The 21,672-nt window shown below is 55.6% G+C and carries 13 protein-coding genes; 2 read left to right on the top strand and 11 right to left on the bottom strand.

The genetic code is table 11. The features are described 5' to 3' along the window. Window position 1 precedes the first annotated feature (1 nt). Window positions 2–1,156, top strand: a complete 1,155-nt coding sequence (locus Mal52_RS29050; RefSeq protein ID WP_145380391.1) for a response regulator transcription factor — start codon at window positions 2–4, stop codon at window positions 1,154–1,156. Window positions 1,157–1,342: 186 nt separating this feature from the next. On the opposite strand, the gene Mal52_RS29045 is transcribed toward Mal52_RS29050, so the two are convergent. Together Mal52_RS29045 and rpmA are read right to left on the bottom strand one after the other, a co-directional pair. Then, entirely contained in the window at window positions 1,343–1,843 is a 501-nt protein-coding gene (locus Mal52_RS29045; protein ID WP_197534551.1) for a TrmH family RNA methyltransferase, read from the bottom strand. Between the two features lie 244 nt (window positions 1,844–2,087). Continuing rightward, window positions 2,088–2,342, bottom strand: coding sequence for a 50S ribosomal protein L27 (gene rpmA / locus Mal52_RS29040; protein WP_145380390.1), 255 nt, complete (start codon window positions 2,340–2,342; stop codon window positions 2,088–2,090). Window positions 2,343–2,714: 372 nt separating this feature from the next. On the opposite strand from rpmA, the gene Mal52_RS29035 reads away from it, so the two are divergent. After that, complete coding sequence (locus tag Mal52_RS29035) at window positions 2,715–3,830, top strand: D-TA family PLP-dependent enzyme (RefSeq protein ID WP_145380389.1); 1,116 nt, start codon at window positions 2,715–2,717, stop codon at window positions 3,828–3,830. Between the two features lie 110 nt (window positions 3,831–3,940). On the opposite strand, the gene Mal52_RS29030 is transcribed toward Mal52_RS29035, so the two are convergent. From Mal52_RS29030 to Mal52_RS28990, 9 genes are all read right to left on the bottom strand, one after another. After that, the gene (locus tag Mal52_RS29030; RefSeq protein WP_145380388.1) at window positions 3,941–5,959 is read right to left on the bottom strand and encodes an O-linked N-acetylglucosamine transferase, SPINDLY family protein; all 2,019 of its coding nucleotides are present in this window, start codon (window positions 5,957–5,959) and stop codon (window positions 3,941–3,943) included. Window positions 5,960–6,018: 59 nt separating this feature from the next. After that, complete coding sequence (locus Mal52_RS29025; protein WP_145380387.1) at window positions 6,019–8,304, bottom strand: tetratricopeptide repeat protein; 2,286 nt, start codon at window positions 8,302–8,304, stop codon at window positions 6,019–6,021. A gap of 26 nt (window positions 8,305–8,330) precedes the next feature. Continuing rightward, complete coding sequence (locus tag Mal52_RS29020; RefSeq protein ID WP_145380386.1) at window positions 8,331–10,715, bottom strand: tetratricopeptide repeat protein; 2,385 nt, start codon at window positions 10,713–10,715, stop codon at window positions 8,331–8,333. Next, the gene (locus Mal52_RS29015) at window positions 10,712–12,814 is read right to left on the bottom strand and encodes an O-linked N-acetylglucosamine transferase, SPINDLY family protein (protein WP_197534550.1); all 2,103 of its coding nucleotides are present in this window, start codon (window positions 12,812–12,814) and stop codon (window positions 10,712–10,714) included. The genes Mal52_RS29020 and Mal52_RS29015 overlap by 4 nt, the downstream gene beginning before the upstream one ends. 23 nt (window positions 12,815–12,837) lie before the next feature. Beyond that, on the bottom strand, window positions 12,838–15,090 hold the full coding sequence (locus Mal52_RS29010) for a tetratricopeptide repeat protein (protein ID WP_145380384.1): 2,253 nt from the start codon (window positions 15,088–15,090) through the stop codon (window positions 12,838–12,840). Between the two features lie 349 nt (window positions 15,091–15,439). Beyond that, complete coding sequence (locus Mal52_RS29005) at window positions 15,440–17,644, bottom strand: flagellin N-terminal helical domain-containing protein (protein ID WP_145380383.1); 2,205 nt, start codon at window positions 17,642–17,644, stop codon at window positions 15,440–15,442. Window positions 17,645–18,206: 562 nt separating this feature from the next. Next, the gene (gene csrA, locus Mal52_RS29000; protein WP_145380382.1) at window positions 18,207–18,440 is read right to left on the bottom strand and encodes a carbon storage regulator CsrA; all 234 of its coding nucleotides are present in this window, start codon (window positions 18,438–18,440) and stop codon (window positions 18,207–18,209) included. Between the two features lie 798 nt (window positions 18,441–19,238). Continuing rightward, window positions 19,239–19,718 carry a hypothetical protein gene (locus Mal52_RS28995; protein WP_145380381.1) on the bottom strand — a complete coding sequence of 160 codons (480 nt, stop codon included), beginning with the start codon at window positions 19,716–19,718 and terminating at the stop codon, window positions 19,239–19,241. Window positions 19,719–19,758: 40 nt separating this feature from the next. After that, a complete protein-coding gene (locus Mal52_RS28990) occupies window positions 19,759–21,648 on the bottom strand; it encodes a carbon starvation CstA family protein (RefSeq protein ID WP_145380380.1) in 1,890 nt (629 codons plus the stop codon). Window positions 21,649–21,672 lie beyond the last annotated feature (24 nt).

The raw sequence follows: 21,672 nt of genomic DNA, 5'->3' as shown, positions 1-21,672 counted from the left end.
GATGGTGCCCAATACGACTTGGCGCGTGCTAATTGTCGACGACAGCCAAGGTGACGATGTTAGTGAGCTTTTATCCGTCGAAGGCGTTTTTCCTGATGCTCTAGCAGAGTGTAGAATTTGCGATCAATTTGACCAAGCATTTTCAGTGCTTGATTCTCAGCGAGTTGACTTGGTTGTCCTCGATCTTCGAGACGACTCCATTGAATTGGAAGATGAGAGTATCTTGCCAGGGTTGCAAGTTTACGAGCAGATACGCGAAAGACGATTCGTTCCAGTCATTTTCTTTACTGCTTATCCGCAGAAAGTTGACGATATCAGTAATCCGTTTGTTCGAGTGGTGAGTCGGGATTCACCACGTGATCTAAGAGTTGCGGTTCAAGCGTTATTCTCGACCAAGCTGCCTCAGTTATTACGTCACCTGAACGAAGAATTGCGTATATATATGTGGGAGTTCGTCGACCATCACTGGACGGATATGAATAGGAGCAATGAGCAGACCGATATTTCTATGCTTCTTGCTCGGCGATTGGCGAGCACGCTGAGTCGTGAGTCGATCCGTCGCTTCTTGACGGATCATGGACAAGCCGCGCCGACCCCGAATGACTTGAGTGTTGTGCATCCGATGGAAATGTACGTCATTCCGCCGAATAACCCTGAATTACTTGCTGGAGACTTGCTTTTTCTCACCGTCAGCGAAAAGGAGGAGTACTGGATTGTTTTGACGCCGTCGTGCGATTTTGAACAAGGAAAAGCTCACCAAACACTTCTTGCAAAATGCGGTTTGCTTTCAGAGCAAACAGAGTTTAAAGATTACAGCGATTCGATTCACAAAAAAGAAGATCCATCCAATAATGTGCTCAAAAAACTGAAAAGCCTGATCGGGGATAATCGCTCGGGCCAACGTGAGCGATATAGATTCCTTGCAGGTACGTTCCGATTTCCTGATTTGGTCGTCGATTTCCAGGCGTTGAAGCAAGTTCCGACGGAAAAACTTTCGCTAGACAATCGAGTTGCCTCGCTTGATAGCCCATTTGCAGAATCTATGCTCGCGGGGTTCTCGCGATACTATGGCCGGCTCGGTACACCCAACTTGGACGTTGATCTCGTAATGTCCCGTCTGGCTGAAAAAATGCAAAAGACGAAAAATGAGTCGTAACCGATGTCCTCACGTATGCGCAACGAATCTGATGCATGTCTAGCATCTAAGGAAAGGACAACAAGCCACAACTCATTGTCCGAGAATGGCTTTTGCCATGGGGGTCTGCTATAGTTTGCATGCACCCGAACTACCCGGGCGCCCAGATCTGGCCATCCCCAAGCAGTCAAATTTCGCCCCCCACCATCACCCGCGCGGATACCGACGGCAGTACTCATAAACCCCCATCGCTGCCGCTGTCGCCACGTTGTGGCTGTAGGGCATGCCGTAGGTGGGGATCTCGACGGTGGCGTCGAGGAGTGCGAGGATCTCTTCGGTGATGCCGGTCCGTTCGTTGCCCAGGACGAGGACTGTCTTGCGGGCGAAGGGGTAGTCGAACAGGGATTGTGAGCCACTGGTTTGTTCGAGGCCGACCAGTGCGTAGCCTTCGCCGCGGAGTTTTTCGAGTTGCGGTTCGAGTGTGCGGTGGACTTCGACTTCGACGGCATCGGCGCCGTCGCGGGCGATTTTGCGGATCACCTTGGCGGTGCCCGTGCAGAGCACGCGCGTCACCCCGCAACAGCCGGCGGCGCGGATGATGCGGGAGAGGTTCACGTTGCTCCGGAGTGGCGGACAAGCGACGATCAGTTCGCGAGGTTGATCGAGCGGGCTGAGCGGCTTGTAGCGTTGGTGGACAAATTCAGTCATCAGCCCTACCCGTACTGGGTGACTAGCGCACACTCAAAGCTCAATCTTTTGGGGCACAGTCTTGCTTAGCTGTAAGCACTGGCGGGCAAGCCGCCAGTGGCACCCTGGATTGTTTTCTTTGAGTTGGCGCTCGCGCATAAAACAACGGCGGACCGAAATATTGGGCCGCCGTTGTGAGTTGTTTTTTTTCGCAGTTTGGTCGCGCGCGGCTCGGCAGGAGCCTCGCCCTCCCGGGTCGCGATTATTAGTTGGCTTCGGCCATTTCGACGTTGATGCGACGACCCTTTTGGTCGAAGACAACAGTCCCTTCGACCAGGGCAAAGATTGTGTAATCTTTTCCCATGCCGACATTGCGACCCGGATGCCATTTGGTGCCGCACTGACGAATCAAAATATTGCCGGGCGAAACGCTTTCGCCGCCATATTTTTTGACGCCGCGCCGCTGCGCATTCGAATCGCGACCGTTCCGACTGGACCCTTGGCCCTTCTTATGTGCCATGACTACACTTCTCCGCTATTTTCGATCGTACGTACCGGTCGCGAGGCGACCTAATGGTTTTGGTCAGGAAACAGGCAGAATAACAGGAATCGAGCCCCGCGAAAAGCCTGCGCCACGCTGTTTTTGCCGTTGTGTCGGTGACTGAGGCATCTTTCGTGCCTTTTTTCACCACGGAGGCACGGAGGACACGGGGGGATGGGCAAAGTTTGGAGGTTTTGGACCTTGGGCTTTCGGGACTCGGTGCCGAAGCTTTTCCAACGGACTACAGTCTAGAGCCAAAAGCCGGTCACTTCTGTGGCAAACCTGCTGCTCGCCCATTATCTTGGCGTAACAGGGTACCCGAATCTCACGCCAAATGAACGAGCCACTCCCATGGATGCCAAATACCAGATCGACGACACGAGCGGCATTATTACACCCGCGCTGGTCGTCTTTCGCGAATTGCTGGATGACAACATTCGCCATATCATCGAAATCGCCGGCGATGCCTCGCGTTTGCGGCCGCATTGTAAGACGCACAAGACAGCTGAGGTCGTCCGGTTGCAGGCTGAACAAGGCATCACGAAACAAAAATGCGCCACGTTTGCCGAAGCTGAGATGGTCGCTGAGGCTGGGTGCCGTGATATCTGTTTGGCGTACAACCTTGTCGGTCCCAACATCGCCCGAGCGGTGGCGTTTCGACAGAAGTATCCCGATGTCACTTTCTCCGTCACTGCCGATCACGAAATTCCCATTGCCGCTCTCGGCCATGCGATGACCGAAGCGGGAACGACCATCGAAGTCTTGCTCGACGTCGATACCGGACAGCACCGCACCGGCGTCACTTGCTGCGAACGAGCGGAACGGTTGTATCAGTTGATTGCCGAGACGGAGGGTTTGATTCCCGGCGGATTTCATGTCTACGATGGGCATCAACACCAACAGTCGCACGAAGAGCGGAAAGCCGCTATTGATGTTGAGTGGGCCAAGGTGATCGAGCTACGCGACAAATTGGTCGCTGCCGGATTGCCCGTTCCGCGCATTGTCGCCGGCGGCACCGGTTCGTTTCCGGTTTATGCTACCAAAGACGATCCGACGATTGAACTGAGTCCCGGGACCTGTGTCTACAACGATGCGGGCTACTCCGCTGCCTTTCCTGATCTCAAGTTCCCTCCTGCGACGGGCGTGCTAACCCGCGTCATCAGTCGCCCCACGGAGAATCGTATCACTCTCGATTTGGGTTATAAGGCGGTCGCCTCCGACCCCCCGGCCGGCAAGCGATGTACTTTTCCCGAGTTGCCCGATGCCGTGGCAGTGCTGCAAAACGAAGAACACCTCGTGCTCGAAACCGATCGCGCCGGTGATTTTCAACCGGGCGACGAATTGCTGGCCATTCCCACCCACATCTGCCCCACATCAGCCATGCACAAGGAAATTGTGGTCGTCTCAGGCGGCAAAGTGGTCGACCACTGGGACATCGTTGCCCGCGACCGTCAGTTGACGATTTGATGGGGCAGGGGGGGCACCACGGAGGCACGGAGGGCACAGAGGTGAAAGAGGGGGCAGTTGCTCCTCTTAGCACTTTCGTATGAGGACGAGGCCGCCGTGCACGGCATGTCTTAGGCGTCTACTTGTGTTTGGCACCAGTGTTGCCAAGCGGTGCGGTATGCGGCTTCGATTTCTGCGACGATCGATTCCGGTTGGCAGAGCGACGAGGATTGCAGTTGCTGACGTAAATCGTTGCGGATTTCGCTGAGCTGGGCGACGTCGCTGGCAATCCCGATGGCTGTCGAAACGTATTGTGGTTTCGACGCAGCGGTTAAGTATCCGTAGCCGGTTTGGTTCAAAATGCCGGCGGACATGCGGCCGACGTAATTCGTGCCGCGCAGAGTGACCACCGGCACGCCCATCCAAAGAGCTTCGCAAGTGGTCGTTGCACCGGTGTAGGGGAAGGGGTCGAGCGCGACATCGACATCGTGATACGCCGCTAGATGTTCCTCTGCTGATTCGACGAATCCTTGAAAGAGAATCCGCTCTGCCGGGATGTGATGTTGCCGGAACAGTTCCTGATATCGCTGGCGCACCTTCTCGTCCCCCAGCGCCCCGTTTTTTAAGCGTAGGCGACTGTTGGGAATCGCCGCCAGAATTTCAGCCCAAACGGCGATCACATCCGGCCCGATTTTCGCGAGGTTGTTGAACGAACCAAATGTGACATATCGGTTCTTCAGCGCCGGCGGCGGCTGCACATCGGGTGCGGTTTGTGGCGGGGCAAAGGTAAAGCTTCCCGAGGGAATGCGGACCAGCGTTTCGGTGTGTCGGCAGGGTTCCTCCGGCGGGTCGCAGATGGCATCGGTGATGCGGCAATCGATTGTGGTTAACCCGGTCGTGTTGCCGTATCCCAGCATCGAAAACTGTACCGGCGCCGGTTTTTGGGCGAAGACCATCAGTCGATTTCCAGCGGTATGCCCCGCCAAATCGACGAGCACGTCGATGCCGTCTTGTTGAATCCGCTCAACGAGTTCCGTATCCGCTATGCCGGCGACGTTGTGCCACTCATCCGCCAACGTTTCTAAACGTTCAGTTACCGCATCAGGCGCAGGGACATCGCTATAGCAAACGACCTCGACCTCAGAAGGGTTACGCAATTTCAAAATCGGTTCAATGAACGACGCCACCGGATGACGGCGAAAATCGATTGAAATATACCCAATGCGCAAACGCCGTCGCGGCTGAGGCGAATTCGCATGCGTTGTGATGTGAGGAACATCGGCGGCATGTTGCTGTTGCCAACGGAGATGTTCAGCAAATAACTCATCCAGGTCGACGCCGGGATCGTATCCGAGCGAAATCAGCAGATTGCTATGCGCTTTGATGAATTGCGGTTGGAGTTGCAGCGTTTTCCGAAAACAATGCTGTGCCTCCTGTACTCGGCCTTCATAGAGATAGAGCACGCCCAAATTGAGGTGCGCCGTCGCATAGCTTGCATCGAGCTGAATCGCCGTTTGAAATTCCTGTTCCGCTTCGCGCAAACGTCCTTGTCGTTGCCGCAATAGTCCCATGTGATTGTGCGCACTGAGTGACTGCGCGTCGCTGCAGGCCGCTTGAGCGAATTGGGCTTCAGCTTCCTCCAGGCGGTTTGTTTGCGCTAGCACGTTCCCTAAGTTGTCGGCTGCGCTGGCGTGATTGGGTTGCAGATGGAGTGCCCGTTGAAAAAACTGGATCGCCGCTTCGTTGTCTCCTAATCGCCGATGCACGATGCCCAGATTGTTGTAAGCGGCCGGGCAGGTGGGATCGATATCGAGGGCCGCTTGTAGGCAGATACGGGCCTCTTCCAGGCGATCTAACTGCCGCAATGTGTCGCCGAGATTGACGTAGGCATCCACAAAATCGGGGCGCGCGGCGACGGCGCGCTGAAACGCAATACCGGCGTCATCGAATTGCTGCAGTCGTTTGAGGGCGACACCCAAATTGTTGTGCGCCTCGGCCAAATCGGGCGATACCGCCAGTACTTGATGGTAACACTCCGCCGCTTGTCGATAGTCACCGGCGGCCAACGATTCATTGCCGCGCAGAAAGTGTCCCGACAAATCAGCAGCCGCGTTTGCTGCAGGAGCATGTAGTTTGTAGTTCAACGCCATACCGAATTCTCCGGTCCGCTTTTCCGATGCCTGTTTGCTCTCTCGGCTTCAAGAACTCTCTAACCTGCCTTACGATTGCCCCGACACCAACGTTGCCACATGTCGCGATACAACGTCTCCATCTCCCGGGCTGCGTTCGCTGCATCACAGACCGGTGATTGTGCCATTTGTTCTCGCAATTGCGTGCGAACATTCCCTAATCGCGGCAAATTCTCCGTCAACGTGCAGGCGATCTCTTGATAGGCCTGTGGTGTCTCTGCGATCAATTCCGGGCAACCGATTTGCGTCAGTAGACTGGCGGACAATCGGCCGACGTATTGATGTCCGCGCAATGTCACCACGGGAACGCCCATCCACAGCGACTCGCAGGTCGTGGTGGCGCCGGTATAAGGGAATGAGTCCAACGCAATATCGATGCGGCCGTACAGTTCCAAATGTTCTCGCAATGTTGCAACCTGTCCCAATAGGTCGAGCCGCGCGGGATTGATGCCGTGTTGTGAGAACATCCGGAGAAAGTCCTCACGGGTAGCGGCATCGAGGAATGAATGGCTTTTCATGAACAGCCGGCTGGTCGGCATGTCGTGAAGAATGGCCGCCCACAGTTTCACCACGCTGCTGTTGATCTTGGCGAGATTGTTAAATGAGCCGAACGTGACGTAACCGTTTTCGAGACAGGGCGCGGGCGCCACCGGCGGGGCATTCAGTGGGGGGGCATAACAAAAGATTCCGCTGCGAAGATAGGCCAACTCCTCGACATGCCGTCGCGACTCACCGGGCGGATCGGCGACGACGTCAGTCAGGCGATAGTCGATCGCAGGGATCCCCGTTGTACCGCCATAACCCAGATGCGTGATTTGCACCGGGGCGGCCCGCTGCGCGAGGACTTGCAGCCGATTACCACCGGTGTGCCCCGCCAGGTCGACGAGGATGTCGATTTCATCGTCGATGATCATCTTGAGAACTTCCTGGTCGGTTTTTCCTTGCACATCTCGCCAAGTATCGGCATGGGTTTTCAACCGGACGGTCACATCGTCGGGAGCCGTCACGTCGGAGTAACAGCTCACGTGGACTGCGCGGCGGTCGTGGGCCTTCAACAAGGGTTCGATGAAAGAGGCGACGGAATGTGCGCGAAAATCAGCGGAGAGATATCCGATTCGTAGCGGACGTGACTGCAGAGGATTGTTCTTCAGTCGCGGAGCTGCCGCTGTCGGAACCACGTGTCGTCGGGACCAACGTTGATGCTCCTCAAAAATCTCTTCGGCGGACAGTTCAGGATCGTAGTGAAGAGTCATCAACAGATTGCTATGAATCCGCGCGGAGCTGTCGTCGATTTGGAGTGCGCTGCGATAGGCGGCGATTGCCTCGGTGGGTCGGCCTTGTAATTGGAGTATGCCTGCCAAGTTGGCGCGGGGCTCGGCAGCTTGTGGGAGTAGGCGGAACGATTCTGAAAAACAGTCAGCCGCTGCTGACAATTCGCCCCGTTCGCGCAACAGGCTGCCCAGACTGTTGTGTGCCATCGCAAAATCGGGGCGCAAGCGGACTGCTTCTCGAAAGCATACCTCGGCCTCGGTCAAATGCAGGCGCCGCAGATGGGCGACCCCTAAGTGATGATGAGCGCGAGCATGCTCCGGCGCGCGCTGGATCACATTGCTCAGTTGCACAATCGCTTCATCGTATCGCCCGCAATCCAGTAGCGTCGCAGCCAATTCAAAATGGGCGTCAATTTGTTGGGGGGATTTTGCACACAACCGCTCAAACTGTTCGAGCGCTTCATCTGTACGGCCTGCCGCGCAATGCGTTTTGGCGAGTAGCAAAGCGGCTTCATCGAAGTCGGGGTCGTGCACCAATGCTTCGCTGAGGCATCGCTCAGCTTCGGCGAGTTGCCCCTGACGTTTGAAGATCATACCGAGCCGATGATAGGCCTTGGCCATACCGGGTTGTTGGCGAACGACTGCGGCAAATTCAGCCAGGGCGGCATTCCACTGGCCTTGTTCCTGACGGAGTGCGCCGAGGTTGAAACGGGCATCAACAGATTGGGGGCTGATTTCCAAAGCGGTTTGAAAGTGTTGTTCGGCAGCGTCATAACGGCCGACGGCTTGGAACGCATTGCCCAGATTGTTGTGAAAGGTGGCGTTCCGCGGGCGCAGTTGCAGCGCGCGTTGAATCCACCGAATCGCGTCTTCGTACTCTCCCCGTTGATGAGCAATGACACCGGTGAGATGCAGCGCATCAACGTTTTGCGGATCGGCAGTCAGGATTTGTTCGTACGCCTGAGCGGCGCGGTCCCACGCTCCTGCTTGATGCAGCGCGACAGCCGCTTGAATTGTGACAGGTTGTCCATCCATGGAACTCTCCTAACCGAATTCGACGATCACACAACCGGTGTCGCACACCACCGTTGCCACGCTGCTTGATACTGTTCTTCCAATCCGCGCACGTAGGCCGGTTCATCGCACAGCGGGGACTCACTCGCCATGCAGCGCAGTCGTTGTCGCAGCTCCGCCAATGGTTGGATCGAATCTGCCCAGCGACATGCGGCGGCGACGTATTCTTCCCGTGATTCAACGATGAACTGGGTCAATCCAACTGTGGTCAGCAACGACGCCGTCATTCGCTCGACAAACGCATTACCGCGAAGAGAAATCACGGGGACACCCATCCATAACGCTTCACACGTCGTCGTCGCCCCGTTGTATGGAAATGGATCCAATGCCACATCGATACGGCCATAGAGCTCCAAATGTTCCGTGATTGAATCCGTGGGGCCAATCAGTTCAATGCGGTCGACGTCAATGTTCCGTGCTGCGAATTCCGCGACATAACGTGCGCAGACGGTGTCGTTGGCGAATGAGCGGTTTTTGAGGATCAGTCGAGACGCGGGGACCGCCTGCAGGACAGCTGCCCAGACGTCGAGGGTCGGTTGGCTCAGTTTGCTCAGTTTGTTGAACGAACCGAACGTAACCTGTCCGCTCTGTAGCGCCGGTAGCGAGACCACTTCGGGCGCATTCGGCGGTGGTGAGTAACAGAGGATTCCACCGGGAACGCGCAGAAGTTCTTCGGCATGTCCGTGGGTTTCTCCGGGCGGGTCGGCGATGGCGTCGGTGATCCGATAATCGACTGCTGCTAATCCGGTCGTGGTCCCGTATCCCAAGTAGGTCATTTGCACCGGCGCGGGACGACGGGCGAAGACCGCCAGCCGATTGCCCGACGTGTGACCAGCTAGGTCAATGAGAATATCGATTTGATCGTCGCGAATCATCCGCGCCACATCGTCATCCGTCCGCCCACACGTCGATCGCCAAGCGTGCGACAAAGGCCGCAAACGATCCGTCACATGATCGTCGTCACGATGTTCGGCGTAGCACGTTACGTCAAAACGCTCACGGTCGTGGTTTCGCAGGATCGATTCCATGAAAAACCCGACCGGATGCATGCGAAAGTCGGGCGAGACATATCCGATTCGCAAACGACGCTGCGGATTGCAGTCGTGGTTGAATGATGAATCCGCTGCGGCCAAACTCGACAGCCGCGCACCCCATTCACAGTGTCGGCGAAGAATCTCTGTTTGCGAGATATTTGGTTGATACAACGGCAGCATGAGGGCACTGCTCTTGACGGCCTCACAGGTCGGATCAATTTCCTCCGCCCGTTCATAGACCGCCGCAGCCTCGTCCATACGTCCCTGCAGTTGCAGAACGGATGCCAAATTTAGATGAACTTCGATCGATTGAGGACAAGCCTGCAGCGCTGTGCGGTAGGAATGCTCCGCAGCGCTGAAATCTCCCGCCGACGTCAAAGCTGTCCCCAGATTGATGTAGGACTCGACATGCTGCGGATCCAACTGCAGTCCTTGGCGATAACTTGCGGCCGCTTCCTGAAACCGGTCTTGCGCGCGGAGCACGTTGCCTAGATTGAAGTGGGCCGTCGCAGAGTTTGGCGACAGGGTCACGATGTTCCGGAAGCATGTTTCGGCTTCGGCAAACTGTTGCAGAGATTTCAGTGACACGCCGAGATTGTTCCAGGCATCGACGTAGGCTGTGTCGCATTGGACCGCTTGACGATAGTGTGACACCGCCTCCTTGAGTCGGCCTTGGTCCTGGCGGATCCGGCCCAGATTGAAGTGCGTTAGGGCATGTTGCGGTGCACGTTTCAACAGTTGGGAGAAACAGTCCGCTGCCGCGTCCAGTTGCCCTAACGATGCCTGTACCACTCCCAAATTCAGCCACGCTTCACAATCGTCAGGATGATTGTCGAGCACCGTTCGGTGACACTGCGCCGCCTCTTCATACCGCTTGAGGTTTTGGAGTGATTTGCCGAGATTCGTCCAGCCGGCGCGATGCTGGGGATGCGTTGCGAGCAATTGTTGGTAGGCGCCGACGGCCTGATCGTGATTGCCTTGTGCCGCGAATGCGGTTGCGAGATTGTGCTGGGCATCGGCAAAGTCAGGCTGCAATTGTACAGCGCGGCGATAGTGTGTGATCGCCATGTCGAAATCGCCGGTTGCCTGATGCGCGGCGCCCAGGTTGCTGTACATCATCGCCCGCGGTGGATCGACGTGTTGCACCGCGCGGCCGATCAAGTCCATCGCAGCCGTGGCGTTACCGCTTTGGTGCGCGAGCACACCCAACAAATGCAGCGCCTCGCCGTGTGTGGGATCGTCCTGCAAGACTGCCCGGTACAGACGTTCCGCTTGCGGCAGGTCACCAGCCTGGTGCCTGTCAAACGCTTCACGCAATTCTGAAACCACTTCGGTCATCGTAAAATTTGCTCGCAAGTATCAATGACAAACGACGTCTCTACAGGACACCAACGTCGCCACATGCTGCGGTAAGCCTCTTCCATGTTGGCAGCGTAGCGCCGCGCGTCGCAGAGGGGCGACGTTAAAAATCGGTCACGCAAGGAACTTCGCAGGCTACGCAGAGCAGCCACATCCGTAGCCAGTGTCGCTGCTTGAGACACGTAGTCTTCCCGCGATTTAGCGATCCATTCGTGCAGTCCAATGTGCGTTAGCAAACTGGCTCCCATGCGACCGGCGTGTCGATTGCCGCGGAGCGTGAGGACCGGGACCCCCATCCAGAGAGCTTCGCAAGTGGTCGTGTGGCCGCTCCAAGGAAACGCATCGAGGATGACATCGATCTCATCATAGACACGCATATAGCTGCCTTCTGCCGTAGAGAGTTGGCGGAAATCGATCCGTCCTGTCGCGATTCCCCGTTCAGCAAACTCAGCAGATAAACGTTCGGCCGAGGACCGCGACAACGTCGATCGAGCAATCAGCAACCGCGATTGTGGCACGCTGCGCAATACGGCACTCCAGGTTTCGACGACCTGCGGATTGAGTTTCGCCAAGTTGTGTAGCGACCCAAACGTCACATAGCCCTTCCGGTCCGCGGGCAACGAGCGAACCTCGACGTCAATATTTGGCGGCGCATAACAACAAAATGGCCCGGGCAGTCGGATCAATGTTTCACTGTGCGTCCGTGCTTCGCCCGCAGGGTCGGCAATCCCGTCGGTGATGCGGTAGTCGATCGTCGGCAAACCGGTCGTATTGGGATATCCCAAAAAACTAACTTGCACCGGCGCCGGCTTTTGTGCGAAGACTTGCAATCGGTTATGGGCTGTATGCCCGGCCAAATCGACCAGAATATCGATCTCGTCGGCGAGTACAGCTTGCACCATCTGCTCGTCGCTCCAACGGCGAACGTCCCGCCAACGGTCCGCACCTGCTTCGAACTGGGCGGTCATGCGATCCGGGCGAGGGGTATTGCTGTAGCAGGTCACTTCGACAACAGTGCGGTCATGTTGCTGCAGCAACGGCAAAAAGAAAGAGGCCACTGGATGCGTGCGAAAATCGGGCGACGCATATCCGATCCGCAATCGACGCTCCAGATCAGCCACGTTGAGAAATTGTCTTGGCGGACAGTCCACCGCATGTTGCTCAGCCCAATCGCGATGTCGCTGAAACAGCTCCTGCGGCGACTGCTCTGCGAGATAATTCGCTGCGACCAGAGCGTTGCTATGCGTGGCTGCATCGGCCGGCGCGATTTGTTGTGACCGTGTATAGGCCGCAAACGCTTCGGCTAGACATCCCTGAGATTGTAAAACCGAGCCGCGATTGTTGTGCGCAATCGCATGTTGAGGGTTGAGTCGGCAGGCTGTGGTGAAGAATGTCAGGGCTTCATCAAGTTGATCGCGGCTGCGGTAGGCATTGCCCAGATTGTTGTATCCCTCAGCGTAGTCCGGTTTGAGTTGGATCGTTGTTTGCAAACAGGCAATCGCTTCGTCGGTCCGTCCGATTTCAAGTAAGGCATTTCCAAGATTATAATGCGCATACGCAAAGTTGGGATTGCATTGAACGGACGCGCGAAACTCCACAATCGCGGCTTGAATCTCGCCCCGGTCGAACAACAGGTTCCCTAAATTCAGCCGCGATTCCGCATGCCGGGGATCGACCTGCAATGTGCGGCGATAACCCGCTTCCGCAGCTGCAGTCTCACCGGCAGCTTGGTAGGCGCGGGCCAAATTGAACTGTGCGGCTGCGTAGTTGGGAGCCAATTCGACCGCCCGTCGGCAACTGGCAATCGCATCGCCCAGCCGCCCCATGGCCAGTTGGCTGGCACCCAGGTTGCTGTGATAGAGATGATTGTTTCCGTTGATTGCGATCGCTCGCTGGATCATTTCCACAGCTATTTGATGCCGACCCGATTGGTGGGCGACGACTCCCAACAAATGCAGGGCATCCGTATGAGCCGGATCTACGCGCAGCACGCTACGATACAGGCCTTCGGCTTCACCGAGTCGCCCTGCTTGATGATTTTCGAACGCGACTTTAAAGAGGTCACGGTTCTCGTTCATGAATGTCGTTGGGGTGCGAATATTCATTGAGGAGATTGTCGATTGTGGTGACACCACCGTTGCCATGCCCGGCGGTAAACGGTTTCCAATTCACGCGTGTAACCGTCCGCATCGCACAACGGCGAGACGCGCATTTCTTCGCGGATCGCTTGGCGAATTCGAGATAGATCTTCCGTGGCAGCGGCAAGTTGTGTGGCGCGACTGACAAATTCCGTCGCTGTGGCAGTGATTAATTCCGGCATGTTCAATTGCGTGAGTATGCTAGCGGATATCCGCTGCACAAAACTTCCGCCGCAGAGCGTGAGCACCGGCACGCCCATCCACAACGATTCACAGGTCGTGGTGGAACCGGTATACGGCAGCGAGTCCAACATGATGTCGATCTCGCCATAAACCGCCAAATGTTCATCGAACGGTAGTTTTCCACCGCGAATGTCGAGGCGGCTCGGAGCGATCCCGTGACGAGCGAACAGTTCACGGTAGTAGTCCGCTGTTTCGGAATCATTGAACGTCGGATATTTCAACAGAAAACGCGCGGTCGGTACGTTCTTTAAAACATCAGCCCACAGTTCCACAGTCTTTGCATTGATTTTGGCGGGATTGTTGAATGACCCGAAAGTGATCCATCCATTGCGCAGTAGCGGCGCTTCGGCCACCAGCGGCGCGGCGGTCGGCGGTTGAAAACACAATAGCCCGTGCTGTAAGCGGATGAGTTGCTCGGTATGCGAGACCGGTTCTCCAGCAGGATCTGCGACGGCATCGGTCAAACGATAGTCCACCGTGTCCAAGCCGGTCGTGCCGCCATAACCCAAGTAGGTCATTTGCACCGGCGCTGGTTTGCGGGCAAAGAGTCCCAGTCGGTTTCCGGCGGTATGTCCCGCCAAATCGATGAGAATATCGATCCCATCGGCAACAATCGTCGCGGCTAGGTCGTCGTCGTTCTGCCAATTCGTGACCCGCCAACGATCCACGAGCGATTCAAATCGCGCTGTTGCTTCATCCGGAGATGTGACGTTGGAGTAGCAGGTGATTTCATAGTCCGCCGCTTGGTGAAGTTTGAGAATCGGTTCGATAAATGTTCCCACCGGATGCGCCCGGAAGTCGGGTGAGACGTATCCGATGCGGAGTTTTCGGTCGGGATCGCGCGAATTCTCGTAGTGCTCGATCTGCGAACACCGCCCATGCACCGCGGCCCATTTTTCGTGTTCGCGAAAGTGCGCCTCACGATCATTCTCCGGTACGTAAAAGAGGCTCAACAACAAATTGCTATGCGTGGCGGCGCAGTCGGTGCGGACTTCTGCCGCCTGGCGATAATGCGCCACAGCCTCTTCGATCCGGCCTTGGGTTTGGTACGAAAGGGCCAAATTGTTGTGCGCTTCGGTGAATGCGGGATTCAATTGGATCGCACATTGAAATTCCGCGACCGCCTCCCCCAGTTTTCCCTGTCCGCGGAGCACATTTCCGAGAATGTTACGCGTGTTGGCATGCTGGGGATTTATTTTGACCGAACGACGGCAATAATCGAGCGCGATCTCCAATTCGTTGTCCAATAGATGAATCAGCCCCAGATTGCAAAGTGCATCGGCGTGTTGAGGATTGAGCGCGAGCGTCTTGTCGAAGTGCCGTCGGGCCTCGTCCATTTTTCCTTGATTTAAGAAAACGGCGCCGCGATCATGCCACGCTGCCTGATGATTTGGATCGATTTGCAGAGCAGCCGCAAAACTTTGATCCGCTAATTGGAATCGTTGCTGCGAGAAATGGGTCCGACCGAGTTGATAGTGCTGGTTCGCTGTTTGCAACAGATCAACCGGTTGTTCAGCATGACCAGTTTTGAGAGAGGCTTCAGCCAATGCCTCCTGAGCTTCGGTCCAGTCACCGCGAATCGCCAATGCATGTTCGAGGCTGCAAATCGCCTCTTGGCATTGACCGGCCTTTAATTGCTCACGGCCCAATTCGTAATAGACCGCTGCACTCGACGGATCTTGTTCCAGCGCGCCGCGATACAATTTAACGGCTCGATCCAGTGTTTGTTGGGCAGCCGGTTCGTTGTTTAAGGCGGTAGGGTTCGCTGCAGGTAGCGCGATGGCATGGCGAATGGCGTCGACGCCTTCGCTATTGCGGCCTTGGTTATGTGCGACGATACCCAGCAAATGCCACGCATCCCGCTGCGCAGGCTCGATGCGAAGAATCTGACGGCAGAGTCGTTCCGCGTTTTGCAGATCTGCCGGATTCGTAAATCGCGGCGGCATCGTGCCCTGTTTTGAGGTGGTCAACATCGTATTTATTCCGACGGAATCCGTTCCGAGATAGACCGCGCAAGGCCCGTAACCGACAAATCATCCAATTTGGTTTTGTGCGTGAATTGTGTCATTCACGCCTGTCTTGTTTTATTCCCGCTTAGTCATAACGACGGCGCAGCCACGGACTTCGAGCGGCGGTAATGAATTTATCGGCTAGGGGCAATGTGTGGAATGAGCCGAGTTTTCCCGGCAACGGGTATCTCAAGACCAAGGCCGCCGCTACAGCATGATGTGACTTGGAAATACCAACGAAAAAACGGCGTCATTTCGGTGAAGAAATGACGCCGTTTGTCTAGTTCCGCGTTTCGCCTTACGGCGTGAGAGCTTAACCGAGGAGGGTCAAGACCTGCTGCGGGTTGTTATTGGCGATCTGCAAAACGGAGATGGCCGCCTGCGAGAGGATTTGACTCTTCGTCAGTTGGGCCGTTTCCGCGGCAAAGTCGGTATCGATGATTTCGCTACGGGCGGCGGAAATGTTTTCCAAAGCCACACCCAGCGAGGTGATGTTCGTTTCGATCACGTTCTTTTGCACCGCACCCAACCGGCCACGCAGGTTGGAGACACGGTTAATCGATTCATCGATGATGTTCACCAAGTCGGCACCAGTGACGTTGGGACCAACATCGTTCAGGCTTTTGCCCCGGCCGGAGCCGAGTTCGTAAATCTTACCCGAGATTCCACCCAGACGGGCCGTGTTGATCGCTTCGATCCCCATGCCCAATTGGCCGGCAGCGGAAACCTCTTGACCGATCTGGAACAGCGAGCCGCCGCCGGTGATCGTAATCTGAGCTGTTTCAGCAGCCACGTTGTTGACCGCATTGAAGGTCAAGGAGGCGACCAAGTTGGCACTGGAGACAGAGGCTTTCAGGCCGGTCCCTTGAGCAACTTGACCGTTGATATTGGCGACGACGTCGGTACCGGAGTCCCGTGAGATTTGGACGGCCGATGTTCCTGTGGAATCGTACGTGTCGAATGATCCAGCCAGGACGTTGACTTCAACGAACTCAGCTGACCCAAAGTTCTGGGACGTGAGGGTCAACGCTGCAGTGCTGCCTGACGATGCATCCGTTCCGTTGATCGTTTGCGCTGCAGAGGTGTAGTTAAAGACTCCAGAGCCGTCATTGCCCGAGGCATTCGAAGCGGTCACAAGAGCAGCAGCGGAAGTATTGCTATTGATTGCCGCAATCACGTCCGAAGCCTGGACACTGGAAGTGTCCGTTTGTGTGGCGTCAACAGCCAAGGCAACTGTAATGGCGGAACCCGAAACACTCACCGAGGTGCCGTCGTTGCTGTCCGATTGCAGCGAGAAAGCGACGGACGGGATATTGGTACCGGTCAGCAGTCCTGAGGTATCGTTGGTGATAACGATGTCGTTGTTGGTATCGAAGTTTTCGGTCCCGTTATTCAACGTTGCATTCGTCAAACCACCCGACACAACACCTGAACCGGTTGTCCCTGAGTCATCCGGGAGGCTGATGCTGGCCAGGGCTGTCGCGTTCGTATTGGCATTGAACAATGCTTCGATGTCCGATGCAACGGCAACCGACGCAGCATTCGTGTCATTTTCCAGTGAGATGGTGATTTCGTTACCAGTCACTGAAACCGAAGATGCATCGTTCGTATCGGCGTTCAGCGAGAAGACGACCGAAACGGCGTTCGTTCCACTAAAGGCTCCGGCGGTCGCTGCTGTAAACGACAAGTCGTTTTCATTACCAGCGGAAGTAAACGTGGCGGTCCCGGCGGTTGCGGCAGCACCTGTCGCTGCGAGGGTCACCGTACCAGCTGTCGCCGCAGCAGTCCCAGCGTCGTCGACAAATGTCGCTTCGACACCCGTGACGTCGGTCGCGGCGTTGATAGCGTCGCGAATGTTTTCGTAAGTACTGGAGGAACCGAAGAACAACACTTGGCTGCCGACGGAGCCTGCAATTTCAACCGTGGTTTCCTGGGTCAGGTCTCCACCGGTATAAACGAGTGATCCTTTTTCGGCTGCGGTCGTGATCGTTGCATCGACTAAGATTGTCGAGCTGGAGCCGAACACCGCTTCGTCGATTTGGAACTCGCTGATTTTGGCTGAGTTTGCCGTGGTGAGTTGCGTTGTGAACGATTTTGATCCGTCGATCAACTTATCGCCACCAAAGGTCGCGTTGGCGGAAATCCGGTTGATGGCCGACAGCGCGGAATCGATCTGCAACTGGTTCGCGTCGATTTCCGTTTGCGACAGGGCACCGGTATTCAGTCCTTCTTGGACCAAGCCGCGGATCTGATTGAGCAACCCGCTGATTTCGCCCAACGCCGAGTCGGCGGTGGCGATCACGTTGTTGGCGCGATTACTATTCTTGATCGACGTTTCGATCGCGACAATCTGAGACTTCAACGTCTCACTGGCGATCAAACCGGCCGGGTCGTCTTTCCCGGAGTTGATTTGCACACCGGTTGAAAGTCTTTGGAGTGAAGTGTTAAGGAGTGAATTGGCGCGTTCGACACTCCTCAAGCCTCGTAATGATGCAACGTTGGTGTTGATCCTCGTCATGTCAAACAGCCTTTCCTTCTTTGTTTAATCCCTCACCAGCTCTCAGCGGGTGGGATGGAATCGTGAGTTTGCTAGGTGGTTTCCGCATTCCTTGACGGAATAGTAGTGATTCACCAAACGACCCCACGACTCCGTGTAATGCTGGTTTGCTTCCTTTGTCAGAAGGAAAGCTGGCCAATTGGGGGCCGAGATTAATACGCACAATGAAAACGTCGCTTTAACTTTTCCCACACATACGTTTTTGACTGTCAATTTCTATTGCCAGTACGCGTGAGACCATCAATGGTATTTTTCGCGCGAGACTTCGACTTATTCATCGAGTATCGTCTCGATCACCTTGATGCTTTAGTTAACATGGGTAGTTTTGGTAACAGTTTTCCGCTTGCGGTGTTTGTAATGCGTTAAGCAGTACGATCCCCAATCCGTGTTTTCGTGTTACCAGTGATGCAAATCGCAGTGTTGTCAGCATTTAGCAGACTTATCTGTGTTTTGATTTTTTTTGGTTGCGAATTCGGAATTCATAGGATTGTGAATTCGTTTTGATCGCAGCCACGGCCTCGACTTACTTCTTTGAAGGCGCGGGCTTTGCCGCGGCTTCGCCATCATCGGAACTCTGTTCGGCAGCTCGGCGATTTTCGCGCTGGATGGCCTCGTAGACTTCCTGGCGATGAACCGGGATTTCCTTGGGGGCATCAATGCCTAAACGGACTTTGTCGCCGCGAATATCGACGACTGTCAACACAATGTTGTCACCGATGATGATGCTCTCGTCGCGTTGTCTCGACAAAACAAGCATCGGCTTACTCCTTAGACCCTATGCGGATCCTGTTCGAGAAATAGATTTTCACTTCAGCGGCAGCTGGGCACTTGATGACGACAAATGTTGCCGACGTACCACAATCAACCGGCGGTGAACTCACCGCAAACACCCAGTTCGATACACGTGGCAAAAACGCCACACGCAAACATACGTCGAGAAATCCGTCAGCCAAGGCAATTCGATAAATTTTGTAGAATGTACAATTCCGCGCCGGTTTCAAGGCCCGCCGACAGTCGGCGTTCACACTTACCATGAAGTGTCAAATACAACTGCCGCTGAGTTTTGAAGCCGGCATTGGAAACCCTGCCTCAACAAATTTTTGGCCGCCGCGCTGTGCCGAAGGCGAACGCTCAGGGCGTTCGTTTTCGGCATCGTGCGACTTCCGGCAGCGAACGCGCACCGCTGAGGTGTCCTTCGCCAACGTTTCCTCATACCACCTCGCACGGATGAGCATTGTCGCAATTCGCTGCGATCGGCAACGACAGAAAACCGATTCAAGCCCCGACAAACTTTTTGCAGGAAAGAAGCGGCCGACTAAGTGTCCACGACTTTTTGGATGCGCACCCCTGACATAATGAAATGTTTAAGGAGACGTCTTGAATAATCGTCACCGCTATCTCGCTAGAGGAGTCTGCTTTGACAAAAACGAACGTTAACGCAAATCTGCGGTTAATCTATTACGCTGATGCCATCTGTGACGATTGCCTGCCTGGATTCTTGGCGGAATCACGCAGCAAAATTTGCATTCACGCAAATCATCAGACTGCCAACATGTTAGGAGTATTCCTGACGTAGCGATTGTGCCTTTGATACCGTCAGAATTTCATTGACTGCATGGCACAAAGCATCAGGATCCAGCAATCGCCCGCGACGGCTGAGAATTCGGCCGTTGACGATCACCGCCGGCAGCGAAAAAAACTGCAGCGTGGAACACAAGCCTTTACCCCAACCGGGACGGTACCGCCACACATCCTTCAGCAACTTGGGTATCAGATACGGCTGATTGCGGGGATCGACCGTGACGATCGTCAATTCTCCCCGCTGCTGCTGCTCTGCGAAAAACTCCACCACGGCCCGATGCAAGATCCCGAATGCTTCTTGCTGACGGCGGACTTCCTGAAAGGCATCTCTGCTGCCAGTCAGGCATGGATCTCCAGCGACCCGCCCGCAACATCCGCTACCGGACATCTGTTCGGCGGTCTCACGAATGAGGATGATCGAGACCTGGGGGACTGAATTGGTTTCCGACGGCATGGCCGGTTCCTCGTACTTCGTCTAGTTGGTCGGACCCACCTTATCCCAGATGAGTGGCGGATACGACTTCCGACTGGTCGTCGTGTGGGTCCTCATCATCATGTGCGATACTCAACCCACCACGACCCCGGCAGAACGACAAAATGGCTTCAATCACCAGCCAAGTCGTCATCAAGACAACCACCACCGAAACGCCAAACAGCAGCCACTGCTCGTCTTTGTAAAACCCTTTGAGTTGAATCGCCATGGCCCAGGCGGTCATCACCAACATCATTCCCATCGGAATGAGCGTATAGATAATCGGTCGCCGCAGTTTGAAGAGAAACAGGCTCACTGTCAGCAACGTCAAACCGGCAAGCAATTGATTCGTGGTGCCGAACAACACCCACAGTGCCGCACCTTGCGGTTGCGCAAACAGGGCAATGCCCCCCACCGCGATCAACGAGGCAAAATATCGGTTGGCGAGCGGTTCTAGTTTGATCGAGCGGAAAATCTCCTCGACGTTGAAGCGTAATAGTCGCGTGGCGGAATCTAAGGTCGTCATGGCAAAGGCCACGATGGTGACTGCCAAGAAGGCTTGTCCGAATCGTTCGCTCACGCCAACTTCGCTTAGAAAATTGGCGCCGCCGTGAATGACGGCATCCAACTGCACGCCCAATCCTCCTTTGCCGATCCCGCCCCAACTCGCATACGCGCCACCCGCTTCCCAAGCTTGGCTGCCCAATCCGGCAACGCAGGCCATGATGACCAATATCGCGAGTGCCCCTTCGGTGAGCATGGCGCCAAAACCAATCGGCAAGGCATCGGTTTCACGATCCAATTGCCGCACCGTGGTACCGCTGGAAACCAGACTGTGAAACCCGCTCACCGCTCCGCAGGCAATCGTGACAAACAAAAACGGCACCATCGGCGGCGCTCCCATTTGCGGATCGTCCCGAATCATGGCCGCATCAATCACGTTGAAATCCGACCCCGTCGCCGCGGCAACCAACAAGCCGGCCACCAATAACGCCAGCGCCAGATAAAGTTGAAAGCTGTTGATGTAGTCCCGCGGCTGGAGCAACAACCACACGGGCAGGACCGACGCGATGAATCCATAGCCCAGCAGCACGTAAATCCACGTGCGGCTGGCCGTCGTTGCAGCAGCTGTCAGATCAGCGGCGGCGGATTCATGACCGCTCTCTTGCAAGACTTGAGCCGCAGCAATGGAACCATGGTCGACATCGGCTCCCGCGTTACGACTCTCGGTAAGCAACTGCTGCGTGACGTCTGAGGCGAACCACTGATACGTGGGCAACGGTTGTTGCACGCCCCAATAAATCAATCCGCCAAAAGCAATCAGCCCCACAACCGTCGCGGGGCCAAGCCCCACACGCAAGCGATACACGGCAATGCCGATACACATTGCCACCAACATCAATCCAAACGAAGGAATGATCGCACCGGGGTGGAATTTAACAAACAGCGCCGAGATGGCGTTGACGAATGCCCCCATCGCCAACGACATCAGAAAAAAGATGATCAGCAAAAACAAAAACCGCGCCCGGTGACCAATCAAGTCGCTGCAGACATCGCCGATGGAACGCCCTTGATAGCGCAGGCTAACAGTCAGTGCGCCCAAGTCATGCACGGCTCCCATGAAGATGCAGCCGCAGACGACCCACAACACCGCCGGCCCCCATCCCCAAATCACGGCAATCGCCGGCCCCAAAATCGGACCGAGACCAGCGATCGAGGCAAAATGATGCCCGAATAAGACGGGGATTTTTGTCGGAACATAGTCGACGCCATCCTGTTTGGTATGCGCCGGCGTGGGGCGGTTGGGATCCAAACGAAAAATGCGCCGCGCCAAAAATCGGCCGTAAGTAAAATAGGCCAAAATCAGCACTGCGAACGAACACAATGATATTAAGACGGCATTGGTTGCCATGGGGGTTTGCTCCGGGTCGACTGA

The sequence above is a fragment of the Symmachiella dynata genome, assembly GCF_007747995.1.
GTDB classification, from domain to species: domain Bacteria; phylum Planctomycetota; class Planctomycetia; order Planctomycetales; family Planctomycetaceae; genus Symmachiella; species Symmachiella dynata.
Note: the sequence above shows the minus strand (reverse complement) of the source record. Positions and strands in the feature narration are given on the sequence as shown.

What these genes read in the sequence shown, in the direction of transcription:
- Mal52_RS28990 (WP_145380380.1), bottom strand. Translation starts at nt 21,648, where the DNA reads ATGGCAACCAATGCCGTCTTAATATCATTGTGTTCGTTCGCAGTGCTG.
- Mal52_RS29015 (WP_197534550.1), bottom strand. Translation starts at nt 12,814, where the DNA reads ATGAACGAGAACCGTGACCTCTTTAAAGTCGCGTTCGAAAATCATCAA.
- Mal52_RS29045 (WP_197534551.1), bottom strand. Translation starts at nt 1,843, where the DNA reads ATGACTGAATTTGTCCACCAACGCTACAAGCCGCTCAGCCCGCTCGAT.
- Mal52_RS29005 (WP_145380383.1), bottom strand. Translation starts at nt 17,644, where the DNA reads ATGACGAGGATCAACACCAACGTTGCATCATTACGAGGCTTGAGGAGT.
- Mal52_RS29010 (WP_145380384.1), bottom strand. Translation starts at nt 15,090, where the DNA reads ATGTTGACCACCTCAAAACAGGGCACGATGCCGCCGCGATTTACGAAT.
- Mal52_RS29035 (WP_145380389.1), top strand. Translation starts at nt 2,715, where the DNA reads ATGGATGCCAAATACCAGATCGACGACACGAGCGGCATTATTACACCC.
- Mal52_RS29020 (WP_145380386.1), bottom strand. Translation starts at nt 10,715, where the DNA reads ATGACCGAAGTGGTTTCAGAATTGCGTGAAGCGTTTGACAGGCACCAG.
- Mal52_RS29030 (WP_145380388.1), bottom strand. Translation starts at nt 5,959, where the DNA reads ATGGCGTTGAACTACAAACTACATGCTCCTGCAGCAAACGCGGCTGCT.
- Mal52_RS28995 (WP_145380381.1), bottom strand. Translation starts at nt 19,718, where the DNA reads ATGCCGTCGGAAACCAATTCAGTCCCCCAGGTCTCGATCATCCTCATT.
- Mal52_RS29025 (WP_145380387.1), bottom strand. Translation starts at nt 8,304, where the DNA reads ATGGATGGACAACCTGTCACAATTCAAGCGGCTGTCGCGCTGCATCAA.
- Mal52_RS29050 (WP_145380391.1), top strand. Translation starts at nt 2, where the DNA reads ATGGTGCCCAATACGACTTGGCGCGTGCTAATTGTCGACGACAGCCAA.
- rpmA (WP_145380390.1), bottom strand. Translation starts at nt 2,342, where the DNA reads ATGGCACATAAGAAGGGCCAAGGGTCCAGTCGGAACGGTCGCGATTCG.
- csrA (WP_145380382.1), bottom strand. Translation starts at nt 18,440, where the DNA reads ATGCTTGTTTTGTCGAGACAACGCGACGAGAGCATCATCATCGGTGAC.